Annotated in this window: 13 protein-coding genes; 12 read left to right on the top strand and 1 reads right to left on the bottom strand. The window is 71.9% G+C overall.

All coding sequences use genetic code 11. From position 1 onward, the window contains the following. Positions 1-19 precede the first annotated feature (19 nt). From dnaJ to era, 7 genes are read left to right on the top strand one after another with little or no spacing between them, the layout of a single operon-like run. Positions 20-1,132, top strand: a complete 1,113-nt coding sequence (gene dnaJ, locus Csp2054_RS13090; protein ID WP_096899790.1) for a molecular chaperone DnaJ — start codon at positions 20-22, stop codon at positions 1,130-1,132. Then, the gene (locus tag Csp2054_RS13085) at positions 1,132-1,872 is read left to right on the top strand and encodes a 16S rRNA (uracil(1498)-N(3))-methyltransferase (protein ID WP_096899788.1); all 741 of its coding nucleotides are present in this window, start codon (positions 1,132-1,134) and stop codon (positions 1,870-1,872) included. The genes dnaJ and Csp2054_RS13085 overlap by 1 nt, the downstream gene beginning before the upstream one ends. Before the next feature lie 35 nt (positions 1,873-1,907). Further along, complete coding sequence (locus tag Csp2054_RS13080; protein WP_096899872.1) at positions 1,908-2,261, top strand: histidine triad nucleotide-binding protein; 354 nt, start codon at positions 1,908-1,910, stop codon at positions 2,259-2,261. Continuing rightward, a complete protein-coding gene (locus Csp2054_RS13075) occupies positions 2,251-3,375 on the top strand; it encodes a PhoH family protein (protein WP_096899786.1) in 1,125 nt (374 codons plus the stop codon). The genes Csp2054_RS13080 and Csp2054_RS13075 overlap by 11 nt, the downstream gene beginning before the upstream one ends. Beyond that, on the top strand, positions 3,372-3,833 hold the full coding sequence (gene ybeY / locus Csp2054_RS13070) for an rRNA maturation RNase YbeY (RefSeq protein ID WP_096899784.1): 462 nt from the start codon (positions 3,372-3,374) through the stop codon (positions 3,831-3,833). The genes Csp2054_RS13075 and ybeY overlap by 4 nt, the downstream gene beginning before the upstream one ends. Positions 3,834-3,837: 4 nt before the next feature. Beyond that, positions 3,838-5,160 (top strand): hemolysin family protein, encoded by a 1,323-nt coding sequence (locus Csp2054_RS13065; RefSeq protein WP_096899782.1) that lies wholly within the window; start codon positions 3,838-3,840, stop codon positions 5,158-5,160. Beyond that, entirely contained in the window at positions 5,157-6,116 is a 960-nt protein-coding gene (era, locus tag Csp2054_RS13060; protein WP_096899780.1) for a GTPase Era, read from the top strand. Before Csp2054_RS13065 ends, era begins: the two co-directional genes overlap by 4 nt. Before the next feature lie 6 nt (positions 6,117-6,122). Here the strand turns inward: era and Csp2054_RS13055 are convergent, their stop codons facing one another. Continuing rightward, positions 6,123-8,141: an acyltransferase family protein gene (locus Csp2054_RS13055; RefSeq protein WP_096899777.1), complete on the bottom strand. Its 2,019-nt coding sequence runs from the start codon at positions 8,139-8,141 to the stop codon at positions 6,123-6,125. A gap of 80 nt (positions 8,142-8,221) precedes the next feature. Between Csp2054_RS13055 and Csp2054_RS13050 the strand changes: the two genes are divergently transcribed. From Csp2054_RS13050 to leuA, 5 genes are all read left to right on the top strand, one after another. Beyond that, positions 8,222-9,457, top strand: a complete 1,236-nt coding sequence (locus Csp2054_RS13050; RefSeq protein ID WP_176491700.1) for a sensor histidine kinase — start codon at positions 8,222-8,224, stop codon at positions 9,455-9,457. Beyond that, entirely contained in the window at positions 9,454-10,140 is a 687-nt protein-coding gene (locus Csp2054_RS13045) for a response regulator (RefSeq protein ID WP_096899772.1), read from the top strand. Before Csp2054_RS13050 ends, Csp2054_RS13045 begins: the two co-directional genes overlap by 4 nt. A 158-nt stretch (positions 10,141-10,298) precedes the next feature. Further along, positions 10,299-11,051 carry an ABC transporter ATP-binding protein gene (locus tag Csp2054_RS13040; RefSeq protein WP_096899771.1) on the top strand — a complete coding sequence of 251 codons (753 nt, stop codon included), beginning with the start codon at positions 10,299-10,301 and terminating at the stop codon, positions 11,049-11,051. After that, positions 11,048-12,451, top strand: coding sequence for an ABC transporter permease (locus Csp2054_RS13035; protein ID WP_096899770.1), 1,404 nt, complete (start codon positions 11,048-11,050; stop codon positions 12,449-12,451). The genes Csp2054_RS13040 and Csp2054_RS13035 overlap by 4 nt, the downstream gene beginning before the upstream one ends. A gap of 234 nt (positions 12,452-12,685) precedes the next feature. Next, positions 12,686-14,461: a 2-isopropylmalate synthase gene (gene leuA / locus Csp2054_RS13030; protein WP_096899768.1), complete on the top strand. Its 1,776-nt coding sequence runs from the start codon at positions 12,686-12,688 to the stop codon at positions 14,459-14,461. Positions 14,462-14,583 lie beyond the last annotated feature (122 nt).

Genomic DNA, 14,583 nt, shown 5'->3' with positions numbered 1-14,583 from the left:
GAAACACACTGAGGGATACGTGGCAGACCACTACGACGTCCTCGGCGTCCAGCCGGACGCCTCCGATGCCGACATCAAGAAGGCCTACCGGCGCCTGGCGCGCGAGCTCCACCCGGACGTGAACCCGAGCCCGGAGGCCGCCGAGCGGTTCAAGGACGTGACGCACGCGTACGACGTGCTGAGCGACCCGGACCAGCGCCGTCGGTACGACGCCGGCCCCCAGGCGGACAGCCCGTTCGGCGGTGGCGCCGGCGGGTTCAGCGACATCTTCGACGCGTTCTTCGGCGGAGGTGGCGGCGGGGGTCGCGGCGCCGGGCCGCGCAGTCGTGCGGAGCGCGGTCAGGACGCCCTGCTCCGCATCGACGTCGACCTGGACGAGGTCGTCTTCGGCACCCACAAGGACGTCGAGGTGGACACCGCCGTGCTCTGCGAGACGTGCAACGGCTCCTGCTGCGCGCCCGGGACGAGCCCGCGCACGTGCGACATCTGCGGGGGCACCGGCCACATCCAGCGCCAGGTCCGGTCCCTCCTCGGCAACGTCGTGACGAGCGCGCCGTGCGGCACCTGCCGCGGCTACGGGACCGTCATCCCGAACCCGTGCCCGACCTGCCAGGGTCAGGGTCGGGTGCGCGCGCGTCGGACCATCCCGGTCGACGTGCCCGCGGGCGTCGACTCCGGGCTGCGGCTGCAGATGCCGGGACAGGGCGAGGTCGGCCCGGCTGGCGGGCCCTCCGGCGACCTGTACCTCGAGATCCGCGTGCGGCACCACGACGTGTTCAGCCGCGACGGCGACGACCTGCTCGCCACGCTCGAGGTCGCCATGACCGACGCGATCCTCGGCACGACGGCCACGATCGACGGACTCGACGGACCGGTCGAGCTCGAGATCCGGCCGGGTGTGCAGAGCGCCGACGTCCTCGTGCTCAAGGACCGCGGCATCACGAAGCTGCGCGGGAACGGCCGCGGCGACCTCCGGGTCGGCGTGCAGGTCGTCACCCCGACCAAGCTGTCGCACAAGGAACGGCAGCTCGTCGAGCAGCTGGCGAAGTCGCACAAGGCCACCAAGCCGCAGCTCGCCCGGTTCCAGCAGGGCATGTTCGGCAAGCTGCGCGACCGGTTCTTCAACTTCTGATGGCCTCGCTGTACCTCGTGGACGCGCTCGACGGCGTCGCCGTCGGGGACCGCGTGACGGTCGACGGTGCGGAGGGTCGGCACGCCGTGTCCGTGGCCCGGGTCCGGGTCGGGGAGACCCTCCGCATCGGCGACGGCCGCGGCACGACGGTCACCGGTCCCGTCGTGGCCACGGAGCGCGACTCGCTCCTGCTCGAGGTCGCCCGGGTCGACGTCGCGCCGCAGCCGACGCCCACGCTCACGCTCGTCCAGGCCCTCGCCAAGGGCGGCCGCGACGAGATGGCGGTCCAGGCCGGCACCGAGATCGGCGTCGACCGCATCGTGCCGTGGTCGGCGGCGCGGAGCGTGTCGCGGTGGGAGGGCGCGAAGGTCGAGAAAGGCCGCGCGCGCTGGGCGGCGATCGCGCACGAGGCCGCGAAGCAGGCGATCCGCGCCCGCGTCCCCGACGTCGACCCGCCGTGCACGACCGCCGAGCTCGCGGCCGCCGTGGGCACGCCCGGCCGCACGGTCCTCGTGCTCGACCCGGTCGGCGACGTCCGCCTGTCCGCCTGGGAGCCGCCGGCCGACGTCGAGGAGATCGTGCTCGTCGTCGGCCCCGAGGGCGGGATCGACGGGGCCGAGTTCGACCGGCTGGTGTCGGCGGGCGCCGTGCGGGTCCGGCTCGGCGACACCGTGCTGCGCACCTCGACGGCCGGACCCGCGGCGCTGGCGGTCCTCCAGACGCGGCTCGGACGCTGGTAGGCCCGGCGTCGGCGGCGCGTTCTACGATGGACGACATGAGCACCAGCACGCCCAGCGTCTTCTCGAAGATCATCGCGCGCGAGATCCCGGCGACCGTCGTCGCCGAGGACGACCGCGTGATCGCGTTCGAGGACATCGCACCGAAGGCCCCCGTCCACGTGCTCGTCGTCCCCAAGACCGAGCAGTACCGCGACGTCACCGAGCTCGCCGCCGGTGACCCGGACCTCCTCGCCCACGTGGTCGCCACCGCGCAGCGCATCGCCGACGAGCGTGCCGGCGGCCAGTTCCGTCTCGTCTTCAACACCGGCGAAGCCGCCGGTCAGACCGTGTTCCACGTGCACGCGCACGTACTCGCAGGTGAACTGCAGGAAGGCACCCTTGCCGGATAACGCACCCATCGAGCCCGAGTCCGTCTCCGAGCTCACCGTCGACGGCATCGCCATGGTGCAGCTGCTCGGCCCCCAGGACCGACTGCTCAAGACCGTCGAACGCCAGTACCCCGGAGTCCGCGTCGTGGTGCGCGGCAACGAGGTCTCCCTCTCCGGACCGGAGCGCGACGTCGCGCGGGCCCGGGCGCTCGTCGACGAGCTCGTGGCCATGGTCAGGCGCGGCCAGGACATCGGCCCCGCCGACATCCCGACGTCCGCGCGCATCCTCGACGACGACCGCAAGCCGTCCGACACGTTCGGCACGCCGATCGTGCAGAGCCGCGGCAAGTCGGTGCGGCCGAAGACCGACGGTCAGCGGGCGTACGTCGACGCCATCGACGAGCACACCATCACGTTCGGCATCGGCCCGGCCGGTACCGGCAAGACCTACCTGGCGATGGCCAAGGCCGTCCAGGCGCTGCAGCGGCGCGAGGTGAGCCGCATCATCCTCACCCGGCCCGCGGTCGAGGCGGGCGAACGGCTCGGGTTCCTGCCCGGCACGCTCACCGACAAGATCGACCCGTACCTGCGGCCGCTCTACGACGCCCTGAACGAGATGATGGACCCCGAGCTCGTGCCGAAGCTGCTGGCTGCGGGCACGGTCGAGGTCGCGCCGCTGGCCTACATGCGCGGTCGGACGCTCAACGACTCCTTCGTGATCCTCGACGAGGCGCAGAACACCACGCCCGAGCAGATGAAGATGTTCCTCACCCGCCTCGGCTTCGGGTCGAAGATGGTCGTGACCGGTGACATCACCCAGGTCGACCTGCCCGGCAACCTGTCCGGTCTGCGGCTCGTCACCCGGATCCTCGACAAGGTCGACGACATCCACTTCGCCCGGCTCGGCAGCGAGGACGTCGTCCGGCACACCCTCGTCGGGCGCATCGTCGACGCCTACACCGCGTACGACGAGGAGCGGCTCGCCGAACAGGCCGGGTACCGTCCCGGCGGTCGTGGCTCGGCGCCCGAGGGCAACCCGGCGGGGGCGAACCGCGCCGAGCGCCGAGGCCGTCCGCCGCAGGACCGTCAGCGCTCCCCGTACCCGCAGAACGACGCCAGAGGAGGCGCCCGGTGAGCATCGAGCTCAACAACGAGTCCGGTGTCGAGGTCGACGAGGCGGCGATCCAGCGGCTCGCGTCGTTCGCGCTCGATGCGTTGCACGTGCACGCCGACGCGGAACTCGCGATCGTGCTCGTCGACGAGGGCGCGATGGAGCAGCTCCACGTCCGGTGGATGGACGAGCCCGGACCGACCGACGTGCTGAGCTTCCCGATGGACGAGCTGCGTCCGGGCACCGAGGACGAGCCGACCCCGGCCGGGCTCCTCGGGGACATCGTGCTGTGCCCGCAGGTGGCCGAGGAGCAGGCGCGGACCGCCGGACACTCGACCACCGACGAGATGCTCCTGCTGACCTGCCACGGCATCCTGCACCTGCTCGGGTTCGACCACGCCGAGCCGGAGGAGAAGGCCGAGATGTTCGGTCTGCAGGGCGAGATCCTCTCCGCGTTCGCCGCCCAGCGCCGAGGGCGGTGACCTGATGCTGCTCGTCGCCGTCCTGCTCGCGGTGGCGTTCGTGCTCGTCGTCGGCGGCGGAGTGCTCGCCGCGTCCGACGCCGCGCTGTCGGTGCTCTCCCGCGCCGACCTGGACGAGATCGCGCGGGGCGCCAAGCGTCGGCGTGCGATCGAGGCGATCGCCGACGACGTCGGCGCCCACGTGAACGCGCTCAACTTCGTCCGGGTGCTCGCCGAGACCGCGGCGGCCGTGCTCGTGACGATCGCGCTCGTCACGGTGTTCGACACGTGGTGGGTCGCGCTCGTCGTCTCCGTCGCCGTGATGACCGCGGTGTCGTTCGTGCTGGTCGGGTCGAGCCCACGGAGCGTCGGCCGTGCCCACGCCGAGCGGCTCATCGCCGTCACCGGAGGGCTGGTCCGTGCCGTCCGGATCGTGCTCGGCCCCCTCGCCGGGCTGCTCGTCGCGATCGGCGACCGGGTGACGCCGGGTCGGGGTGGCAGCGCCTCCACGGTCGCGAGCGAGGAGCAGCTGCTCTCGCTCGTCGACGAGGCGGCGGAGAGCAACGTGCTCGAGGCCGACGACCGCGAACTCATCCACTCGGTGTTCGAGTTCAGCGACACCCTGGTGCGCGAGGTGATGGTCCCGCGCACCGACATGCGCACCGCGGACGCCGACGACACGCTCGCCGCGGCGATGGAGCAGTTCCTGAGCAGCGGTGTCTCGCGCATGCCGGTCACCGGGAAGGACAGCGACGACGTCCTGGGCGTCCTGTACCTGCGCGACGTCGCCCGTGCCCTGTACGAGCGGTCCGGATCGGGAGCCGAACCGGTCACGGGGCTGCTGCGGCCCGCCGAGTTCGTGCCGGAGTCCAAGGCCGCCGACGACACGCTGCGGCACATGCAGGCCGCCAAGAACCACCTCCTGCTCGTCGTCGACGAGTACGGCGGGGTCGCCGGGCTCGTCACGATGGAGGACCTCATCGAGGAGCTCGTCGGCGACATCTCGGACGAGTACGACCGTGCCGTCGTCGACCGGGTCGAGGTCGATCCCGGCCGGTGGCGCGTCTCCGCCCGACTGCCCGTCGACGAACTCGGTGACCTGTTCGGCATCGAGCTCGACGACGAGGACGTCGACACCGTCGGTGGGCTCATCACGAAGGAGCTCGGGCACCTCGCCCACCCCGGCGACCGGGTGACGGTGGACGGCATCGTCCTCGTCGCCGAACGGGTCGAGGGCAAGCGCCGCCACCTCATCACCGTGCTCGCCGAACGCTCCGACGCCCTCGCCGACGTCGAGCGGGCGTTCGACGACTCCGCCGCCACCACGACAGGGACCACCTCCGCATGACCGACACCCCGACCACCCCGTCCGCACCGGACCAGCCCCCGTCCGCACCGGACCAGCCCTACCGCGCCGGGTTCGTCTCCTTCGTCGGCCGGCCGAACGTCGGCAAGTCGACCCTCACGAACGCGCTCGTCGGCGAGAAGGTCGCGATCACCTCGTCGAAGCCGCAGACGACCCGCCGGGCGATCCGCGGGGTCGTGCACCGCCCGAACGGTCAGGTCATCATCGTCGACACCCCGGGCGTGCACCGCCCGCGAACCCTGCTCGGCGAGCGACTCAACGACCTCGTGCAGTCCACGCTCGGTGACGTCGACGTGATCGGGTTCTGCGTGCCCGCGAACGAGCCGATCGGTCCGGGTGACCGGTTCATCAACGAGTCGCTCGACCAGTACCCGCGCGCCAAGAAGATCGCCATCGTCACGAAGATCGACCGGGTGCCGAAGGACCGTGTCGGGGAGCAGCTCCTCGCGGTCTCGCAGCTGCGGGAGTGGGACGTCATCATCCCGACGTCCGGCACCAAGGGGCTGCAGCTCGAACCGCTCCTCGACGAGATCACGGCGCTGCTGCCGGAGTCCCCGCAGCTCTACGACGACGCGACCGTGACCGAGGAGACCGACGAGGACCGCATCGCCGAGCTCATCCGCGAGGCCGCGCTCGAGGGCGTCCGCGACGAGTTGCCGCACTCGCTGGCCGTCGTCGTCGAGGACGTGGTCGAGCCCGATGAGGACGACGACCCCGACGGGCCCCTGCGCATCTTCGCCAACCTGTTCGTCGAGCGCGACAGCCAGAAGGCGATCGTGATCGGGCGGGGCGGGGAGCGGCTCAAGGACGTCGGGTCGCGCGCCCGGTCCGAGATCGAGTCGCTGCTCGGCGGCCGGCACGTCTACCTGAACCTCCGGGTGAAGGTCGCGAAGGAGTGGCAGCGGGACCCGAAGCAGCTCGGCCGGCTCGGTTTCTGACCGGGTCTAGCCCGCCAGGCCGCCCTCGGCGTCGATCAGCGCTCCGAGTGCGGGTCCCGATGCCGCGGAGGCGGCGGGGGTCAGGTGCACGGCGTCGATCCGGAGCAGCGCACCGCGGTTCGTCGCCGGGGTCCGGCCGCCGACCGCCACGATCGGACTCGTGTCGACGAGCCGGACTCCGTGCTCGGCGGCGACGCGTTCCGTGGAGGCCATCCGCGCCCGCCAGTCCGCGGACACCGCGCGGACGCAGGCCTGCGGCGACCCGAAGCGGACGTGGCAGCGTGTGGGGTCGGCGCCGGCCGGAGGAGCGGCGAGCTGCACGACGACCGGGGTCAGACGGACGATCCGGTCGATCATCGCGGCGGACGACCGCTCGAACTCCGCAGCCGTCAGCGGGCCCGTCCCGTCGGCGCGCTCGAGCGGGATGCCGTCGAAGCGGGTCCCGACGATCACGGCGTCCGGTCGGAGCTGGGCCACCCGGTCGACCACGTGCTGCTGCAGCGCGGCGCACGGCACACCGGGCTGCGCGTCGGCGGTGATGAACGGGCAACCGTTGCGCGCGAGGACGACGACCCGCCAGTCCGGGTGCTCGGTGTGCAGCCACGTCACGAGCGCCTCGGACCAGGCGCCGGCGATCGAGTCGCCGACCAGGACCGCGGTCTTCGTGGCCGCCGGGTCCCCGAAGGTGCACGAGGCCTCGGAGCGGTCGGTGCCGATGCGGCCGCACTCGCGTGGGGCTCCTGCTGGCACGGGGCCCGGTCGCTCGGCGTCGAGGGCAGCGGGCCAGGTGGTCGCCCGGAGTGCCGTGACGATGTGGAGCTGTGCGTCCCGGACGGCCGGGATGGACGACGCGACAGCGGGGGCGGTCGCCGCGACCCGTTCCTGCGGGACGGCGGCCGACGACACCAGTGCCAGCGCGGTGCAGAGGACGAGCGCGCCGCCGCTGAGTGAGGCGCGACGCGTCCACCAGGACCAGGACCGGAGGGGAACACGACCGAGGAAGGGCTGTTCGACGAACCGGGTGCTGAGGTGGGCGAGCAGGGCCGAGACGGGGAGGACGACCCACACGCCGCCGGGCACGACCGCCTCGACGAACACGAGGACGGGGAAGTGCCAGAGGTAGAGCGAGTAGCTGACGGCACCGAGCCAGTCGGACAGGGGGTTCTCGAGCACGACGGTCCCACCGGACGGCGCGCGTCCGCCGACGAGCACGAGGACGGTCCCCACGACGGCCGGGAGCGCTCCGGGGAAGGGGACCCCGGCGTCCGCGTCGACGACGATGATGCTCCCGACGATCAGGAGGAGACCGAGCACGGTCATCGGCAGGCCGACCTGGGACGACGGTGGCGTCGTGCGGGCTGCCGCCACGGCGACGAGTGCACCGGCTGCCAGCTCCCACGCGCGGGTCGCCGTCGAGAAGTAGGCCGCGTCCCCGGTCCCGAGGAGCGCTGCGACGACGATCGAGGCCGCGGCGACCACAGCGAGGACGACGGTCAGTCCGAGCCGGACCCGGCCGTCCACGCGCGACCGACCACGCCGCGGGCGGAGCAGCCACAGCGTGCCGACGATCAGGAGCGGCCAGAGGACGTAGAACTGCTCCTCGACGGAGAGCGACCAGGTGTGCAGGAAGGGCGATTCCGGTCCGTTGGCCACGAAGTAGTCCGTTCCCTCCCGGATGAACCACCAGTTCGACATCGAGACGAGCGCGGCACCGAGGGGAGCAGCGATGGAGATCGGGTCCGCGGAGGGGAAGGCCACGAGGAAGACGACGGCGGTGGTCGCGGCGACGGTCAGGAAGGCCGGTGCCAGTCGGCGGGCGCGTCGCTTCCAGAACTCGAGCAGGTCGACGCGCCCAGAACGGTCGATGCCGTGCAGGAGCGACCCGGTGATGAGGAACCCGGAGACCACGAAGAACACGTCGACGCCGAGGAACCCCCCGCGCGGCTGGCCGAAGGCGTGCTCCAGGACGACGGCGCCGATCGCGATCGCTCGGAGCCCCTGGATGTCCCGTCGCCTGGTATGCATACGTAAAATATAACATGCGCATACGGCGGATCAACCTCCGGACTGACGAGGGGCTGGACGTGACGCCGTACCGTGGAACGGTGTTCCGTCCCGTCCTGCGCTCGCAGATCGTGTTCGACGTCGTCGTCGCGGTCCTGCTCGGCGTGGTCCTGCTCGTGCTCCAGGCCGGGGGCGGTCCCGACTGGGTCAGCGTCGGCGTCGTGCTGGGGCTGACCGCATCGCTCGCGCTCCGACGGCTGTCGCCGGCGCTCGCGCTCATCGTCGCGTGGGCGGTCGCGGTCCTGCAGATGGCGACCTGGCACTCGCCCGACCCGGCGAACCTCCTCATCGGAGGCGTCATGTACACGACGAGCGCCTACGGCAGCCGCCGGGTCCGGCTCGCCGGCCTGTTCTCGGCGTTGGGCGGCGCGATGCTCGCCGCGGGCTACATCGGACTGCAGGACGTCCAGCAGCAGCAGGCCGCGGACTTCACCCGTCCGCTCGTGCAGAGCGCGCAACTGGTCCTCGGCTCGTTCGCCGGGGTGCTCCTGATCCTGCTGCTGCCCTGGCTCGCCGGACTCGTCCGCCGGACGCGGCGCCTGGCCAGCATGAGCCGCGAGGCCCAGCTCCTCGCCGAGCGCGACGCGGCGCGCGCCGACCGGGCCGTCGCGGTCGAGCAGGAGCGGGTCCGCATCGCGCGCGACATGCACGACATCGTGGCGCACTCGCTGGCGGTCGTCATCGCACAGGCGGACGGGGCCCGGTACGCGCTGAAGGCCGATCCCGCGATCGCCGACCAGGCGCTGTCGACGATCTCCGGGACGGCGCGCCGGGCGCTGGGCGACGTCCGTGAGCTCCTGGGCGCGCTCCGGCACGAGCAGGGCGCGGCCCCGACCCCCGCGATCGACGACGTCGACCGGCTCGTCGCCGAGATGGGCGAACTCGGCCTGGACGTGCGGGTCGCGCGGGAGGGCGACCCGACCGGGCTGCCGACGACGACGCAGCTCGCGGTCTACCGGATCGTCCAGGAGAGCCTGACGAACGCCTACAAGCACGGCCAGACCGGATCGCCCGTCCGCGTCGACCTCGAGTACGGACCCGAGACCGTCGCGGTCCGGGTCGAGAACCGCCGCGACGACGACGGGCGCCGCGGACCGGGGACGGGACACGGCCTGGTCGGGATGCGGGAGCGTGCCACCATGATCGGCGGGACCATGACGGCCGGGCCCCGCGGGGACGACTTCGTCGTGGCCGTCCGCATGCCGACCGTCCCCGCGAGCGGGCAGATGCCCCGCGACCGCATCACCTCGATCCAGCAGGAGCGCACCGCACGATGACCACGACCCCGAACCCCGAGGCGCGCATCCGGGTGGCGCTCGTCGACGACCAGGCCCTGTTCCGCACCGGCATCCGGATGCTCATCGACTCCCAGCCCGACCTGCAGTTCGTCGGCGAGGCAGGCGACGGCGCCGAGGGCGTCGAGCTCGTCCGTCGGGCACGGCCGGACGTCGTGCTCATGGACGTGCGGATGCCGGTGATGGACGGCATCACGGCCACGTCCCACATCGTCGAGCAGGCCGGGACGGACGGCACGAAGGTGCTCGTCCTCACCACGTTCGACTTCGACGAGGCGGCCGCGAAGGCGATCCGAGCGGGCGCGAGCGGCTTCGTGCTCAAGGACGCCGACCCCGAGTTCCTGCTCGCGGCGGTCCGGACGGTGTCCGCGGGGACCGCGGTGTTCGCCGCCTCCGCCACCCGGGAGCTCCTGCGACGGTACGAGGACCCCTCCGCTGCGAGCGAGGCGGCGCCGCCGGCGTTCGCCGAACTGACGCCGCGCGAGCGGGAGATCTTCGACCTGGCGGCGCGGGGCCTCAGCAACAGCGAGATCGCCGCGCACGAGTTCGTCAGCGAGGCGACCGTGAAGACCCACATCTCCCGGGTGCTGACGAAGCTCGAGCTGCGGGACCGGGTGCGTCTCGTCGTGTTCGCGCACGAGCACGGGCTCGTCACGAAGGACTGAGCGCGCGGCACGCGCGCGTGCACGAGCCGTGCGCCGTCCGCAGGACGAGCCCGTCGTCCGGGCGGATGATCCGTCCACAGGGGAACAAGCCGAGCGGACCATCCACAGGAGCCGACGGACCGACGCGCCACGGGCCTCCCGGCCGCCATCGTGGATGCATGACCAGCAGCCACGAACCGATCATCCACCTCGACCACGTGTCCAAGCACCACGGCGACGCCGCGCGCCGCGTGACGGCCCTCGACGACGTGAGCGTCGACATCGGGGCGGGGGAGTTCACGGCCGTGATGGGGCCCTCCGGTTCGGGCAAGTCGACGCTCATGCACGTGGCGGCCGGGCTCGACGCGGTCTCCGCCGGGCGGGTGCGGATCGACGGCGTCGACATCACGGGGCTCGGGGACCGCGACCTCACCGAGCTCCGGCGTCGCCGGCTCGGGTTCGTGTTCCAGTCGTTCAACCTCGTGCCGACCCTCGACGTCCAGGAGAACATCCGGCTGCCGTTCCTCCTCGGCGGACACCGGACGACGCGCGAGGAAGACGCCTGGATCGACCGGCTCGTCGACCTGCTCGGGCTCGGTGACCGCCTCACCCACCGTCCGCACGAGCTCTCGGGGGGCCAGCAGCAGCGGGTGGCGATCGCCCGTGCCCTGGCGTCCAGGCCGGCGGTGGTCGTCGCGGACGAACCCACCGGTGCGCTCGACTCCCGCACCGGCCGAGACGTCCTCCGCATCCTCCGCGGCGCCGTCGACGACTGGGGGCAGAGCGTCGTCATGGTGACGCACGACCCGGTCGCCGCCGCCAACGCGGACCGCATCCTGTTCCTCGCCGACGGGCGCATCGTGGGGGACCGTCCCGCGATGGACGCCGCCGACATCTCCACCACGATGCTCGGGATGGAGGCCGCGGCATGAGCGCCCTGACCTCGCTGCGGGAGTTCCGTCCGACGATCCTCGTCGCCGCACTCGGCACCACGTTCGGCTCGGCGCTCGTCATCGCGCCCGGCATCGTGTCCGAGGCGCTGGCCACCACCGGTCTCGACGACATCGGTGCCGTCCGGGCGATCCTGTCCGTGGTCGGGTGGCTGTTCCTCGGCATCGCCCTGTACGTCGGCGCGATCGTCACGGCGAACACCTGCGCCACCCTCATCGCCGGGCAGACGCGGGTGATCGCGCTGCAGCGGCTCGTCGGGGCGACGGGCGCGACGCTGCGGTCGCGGATCACCCGCGCGGGCCTGCTCGTCGGCGTCGTCGGCGGCCTGCTCGGTGCGGTCGTCGGCACCGGTCTGAGCGCGGTCTTCGTGCTGGTCCTGCGGGAGAACGGGTTCCTGCCGGACACGGCGTACACGCTCGTGCCGTGGGAACTCGTGCTGCCGATCGCGGCAGTGGTCCTCGCCACCTGGGGGGCGTTCGCCGCCGGGTCACGCCGCGTCCTCACCGTCACGCCGCTCGAGGCGCTGTCGTCCAGCGTCGAGCCGAGCCACGACGACGTCCGCTCCGGTCGAGCGCGCGTCGTCTGGTCGGTCGTGCTCGTGGTCCTCGGCGGTGGCCTGATGGCGATCGGGCTCACAGCGAGCGCACTGTCGCCGATGGCGGTGCTGCCCGCCGCGCTCGGCGGCTTCGTGTCCTTCGCCGGCATCGCTCTGGGCGCGACCGTCGTCATGCCGCCGGTGCTCCAGCTGGTCGGGCGGATCGGTGCGAAGGACCCCGTCGTCCTGCTCGCAGGCCGCAACGCGATGCGAGCCCCCGGGCGTTCGTCGCGGGCCACGATCGGGCTGGTGATCGGCGTGACCCTGCTCGTGACGTTCGCGGTGGCGCTCGGCATCATGCAGCACACCCTCGAGACGGTCGTGTCCGGACAGCCGGGCGCGACGCCGGCGATGGTGGCGGCGCAGCGGGACTTCTTCGTCCAGCTGGGCGCGGTGGTGAGCGTCATCGTCGGCTTCTCCGCCGTGATCGCCGCCGTCGGGGTCGTCAACGCGCTCGCGTTGAGCGTCGTGCAGCGCCGGCGGGAGCTCGGGCTGCTCCGGGTCCTCGGGCTGACCGGTGCCCAGGTCCGTCGGATGATCGTGACCGAGGCGGTGCAGATGGTCGTCGCGGCCGTCGTCACCGGACTGGTGCTCGGCACCGTGTACGGGTGGATCGGCGGTCAGACGCTGCTCGGCACGCTCGGCACCGTCGTCACACCCGTGCTGCCGCCGCTGACCCTCGGGATCGTGGTGGTCGGGGCGCTGGTGCTCGCGGTCGTCGCGACGATCGCGCCGGTGCGGCGCGCGATGCGCGTGCCGCCGACGGAGGCGCTCGCGGTCGACTGACGAGGCAGAGCGCCGCCCGTGCGAGCGAGCACCTGTCGGTCGGGAGGCGGGTGGCGGCGCCGCCGCGTGCCTCCAGACCGCTTGCACACGGTTGGTACACCAGTGCTACGGTGGTCCCGATGTACTCGGCACTCCTCCTCCTTCGCTGCCGCGACGAGGCCTGACACAACGGCCCACCTCGTCGCGGAGTCCGTCGTGGCCTGACACACACCTGACGACGAAAGCGACGAATCGATGCAGAACACGCAGCGGCCCTCCGGGATGCCGATCCACAAGTACGTCCCCTTCCACGAACAGATCCGCGTCGACCTGCCGGACCGCACCTGGCCGACGAAGCGCATCGAGCGGGCTCCCCGGTGGTGCGCGGTCGATCTCCGCGACGGCAACCAGGCCCTCATCGACCCGATGGACTCCGAGCGCAAGCGGGCGATGTTCGACCTGCTCGTCCGGATGGGCTACAAGGAGATCGAGGTCGGGTTCCCCAGCGCCTCGCAGACCGACTTCGACTTCGTCCGGTCCCTCATCGACGAGGGCGCCATCCCCGACGACGTCACCATCCAGGTCCTGACGCAGGCGCGCGAACACCTGATCAACCGCACGTACGAGGCGATCGACGGTGCGAAGCAGGCCATCGTCCACCTGTACAACTCGACGTCGATCGTGCAGCGCGAAGTCGTCTTCCGCACCGACGTGCAGGGCGTCGTCGACATCGCGGTGCACGGTGCCGAGCTGTGCAAGGCGGCCGAGGCGAACCTGCAGCACGACACGCAGGTGTTCTACGAGTACTCGCCCGAGTCGTACACGGGCACCGAGCTCGAGGTCGCCGTCCAGATCTGCAACGCCGTGCTCGAGGTGTTCCGCCCGACGCCCGAGCGCAAGGTGATCATCAACCTGCCCGCCACCGTCGAGATGGCGACACCGAACGTGTACGCCGACTCCATCGAGTGGATGTCGCGCAACCTGGCGCACCGCGAGGACGTCATCCTGTCGCTGCACCCCCACAACGACCGCGGCACCGCCGTCGCCGCCGCCGAGCTCGGGTACATGGCCGGGGCCGACCGCATCGAGGGCTGCCTGTTCGGCAACGGGGAGCGCACCGGCAACGTCGACCTCGTCGCGCTCGGCATGAACCTGTTCACCCAGGGCATCGACCCCGAGATCGACTTCAGCGACATCGACCAGGTGAAGCGCACGGTCGAGTACTGCAACCAGCTGCCCGTGCCGGAGCGGCAGCCGTGGGCGGGCGACCTCGTCTACACCGCGTTCAGCGGCTCGCACCAGGACGCCATCAACAAGGGCTTCGACGCCATGCAGGCGAAGGCCGAGGCTGCGGGCAAGACCGTCGACGAGATCACCTGGGCGGTGCCGTACCTGCCCGTCGACCCGAAGGACATCGGCCGCTCGTACGAGGCCGTGATCCGGGTGAACTCGCAGTCCGGCAAGGGTGGCGTGGCGTACCTGCTCAAGACCGACCACGCGCTCGACCTGCCCCGCAAGCTGCAGATCGAGTTCTCCGGCGTCGTGCAGCAGCACACCGACTCCGAGGGCGGCGAGTTCTCGTCGGAGCGCATCTGGGACCTGTTCCGTGACGAGTACCTGCCGGCTGACGACGAGTCGGACAAGTGGGGCCGCTACGAGATCACCAAGACGGCGACCGCCTCGGACTTCGACGGCACCACCTCGCTGTCGGTGGCGATGCGCGTCGACGACGGTGCGGTCACCGCGGAGGCGGTCGGCACCGGCCCGATCGACGCGTTCCTGCGCGTGCTGAAGGACCAGGGCGTCGAGGTCACGCTGTACGACTACTCGGAGCACACGATGAGCGCCTCGGGTGACGCGAAGGCGGCCTCGTACGTCGAGCTCGACGTCGACGGCACGCGGCTGTGGGGCGTCGGGATCGACGCCGACATCGCGACGGCGTCGCTCAAGGCGATCGTGTCCGCGGTGAACCGGGCGGTCCGTGCGGGTGCGGCGTCGGGTGCGTCCTCGCCGGAGCTCGTCACCGCGTAGCGCTCGTCGCGATCACCGCCGGGAGGCGCGGTGCGGGTCCGTCCCGCACCGCGCCTCCCGGCGTTGTGGGTCGGGTGCGCGGGTGTGTGCGTGCGCGCGGGTGCGGGCGTGTGGGCGCGGGC

The organism is Curtobacterium sp. 'Ferrero' (assembly GCF_002412165.1).
GTDB lineage: Bacteria > Actinomycetota > Actinomycetes > Actinomycetales > Microbacteriaceae > Curtobacterium.
The sequence above is the reverse complement of the archived record's forward strand: the minus strand, read 5'-3'. Positions and strand labels throughout refer to the sequence as shown.

What these genes read in the sequence shown, in the direction of transcription:
- Csp2054_RS13045 (WP_096899772.1), top strand. Translation starts at nt 9,454, where the DNA reads ATGACCACGACCCCGAACCCCGAGGCGCGCATCCGGGTGGCGCTCGTC.
- Csp2054_RS13035 (WP_096899770.1), top strand. Translation starts at nt 11,048, where the DNA reads ATGAGCGCCCTGACCTCGCTGCGGGAGTTCCGTCCGACGATCCTCGTC.
- Csp2054_RS13065 (WP_096899782.1), top strand. Translation starts at nt 3,838, where the DNA reads ATGCTGCTCGTCGCCGTCCTGCTCGCGGTGGCGTTCGTGCTCGTCGTC.
- Csp2054_RS13040 (WP_096899771.1), top strand. Translation starts at nt 10,299, where the DNA reads ATGACCAGCAGCCACGAACCGATCATCCACCTCGACCACGTGTCCAAG.
- Csp2054_RS13085 (WP_096899788.1), top strand. Translation starts at nt 1,132, where the DNA reads ATGGCCTCGCTGTACCTCGTGGACGCGCTCGACGGCGTCGCCGTCGGG.
- Csp2054_RS13080 (WP_096899872.1), top strand. Translation starts at nt 1,908, where the DNA reads ATGAGCACCAGCACGCCCAGCGTCTTCTCGAAGATCATCGCGCGCGAG.
- leuA (WP_096899768.1), top strand. Translation starts at nt 12,686, where the DNA reads ATGCAGAACACGCAGCGGCCCTCCGGGATGCCGATCCACAAGTACGTC.
- Csp2054_RS13055 (WP_096899777.1), bottom strand. Translation starts at nt 8,141, where the DNA reads ATGCATACCAGGCGACGGGACATCCAGGGGCTCCGAGCGATCGCGATC.
- era (WP_096899780.1), top strand. Translation starts at nt 5,157, where the DNA reads ATGACCGACACCCCGACCACCCCGTCCGCACCGGACCAGCCCCCGTCC.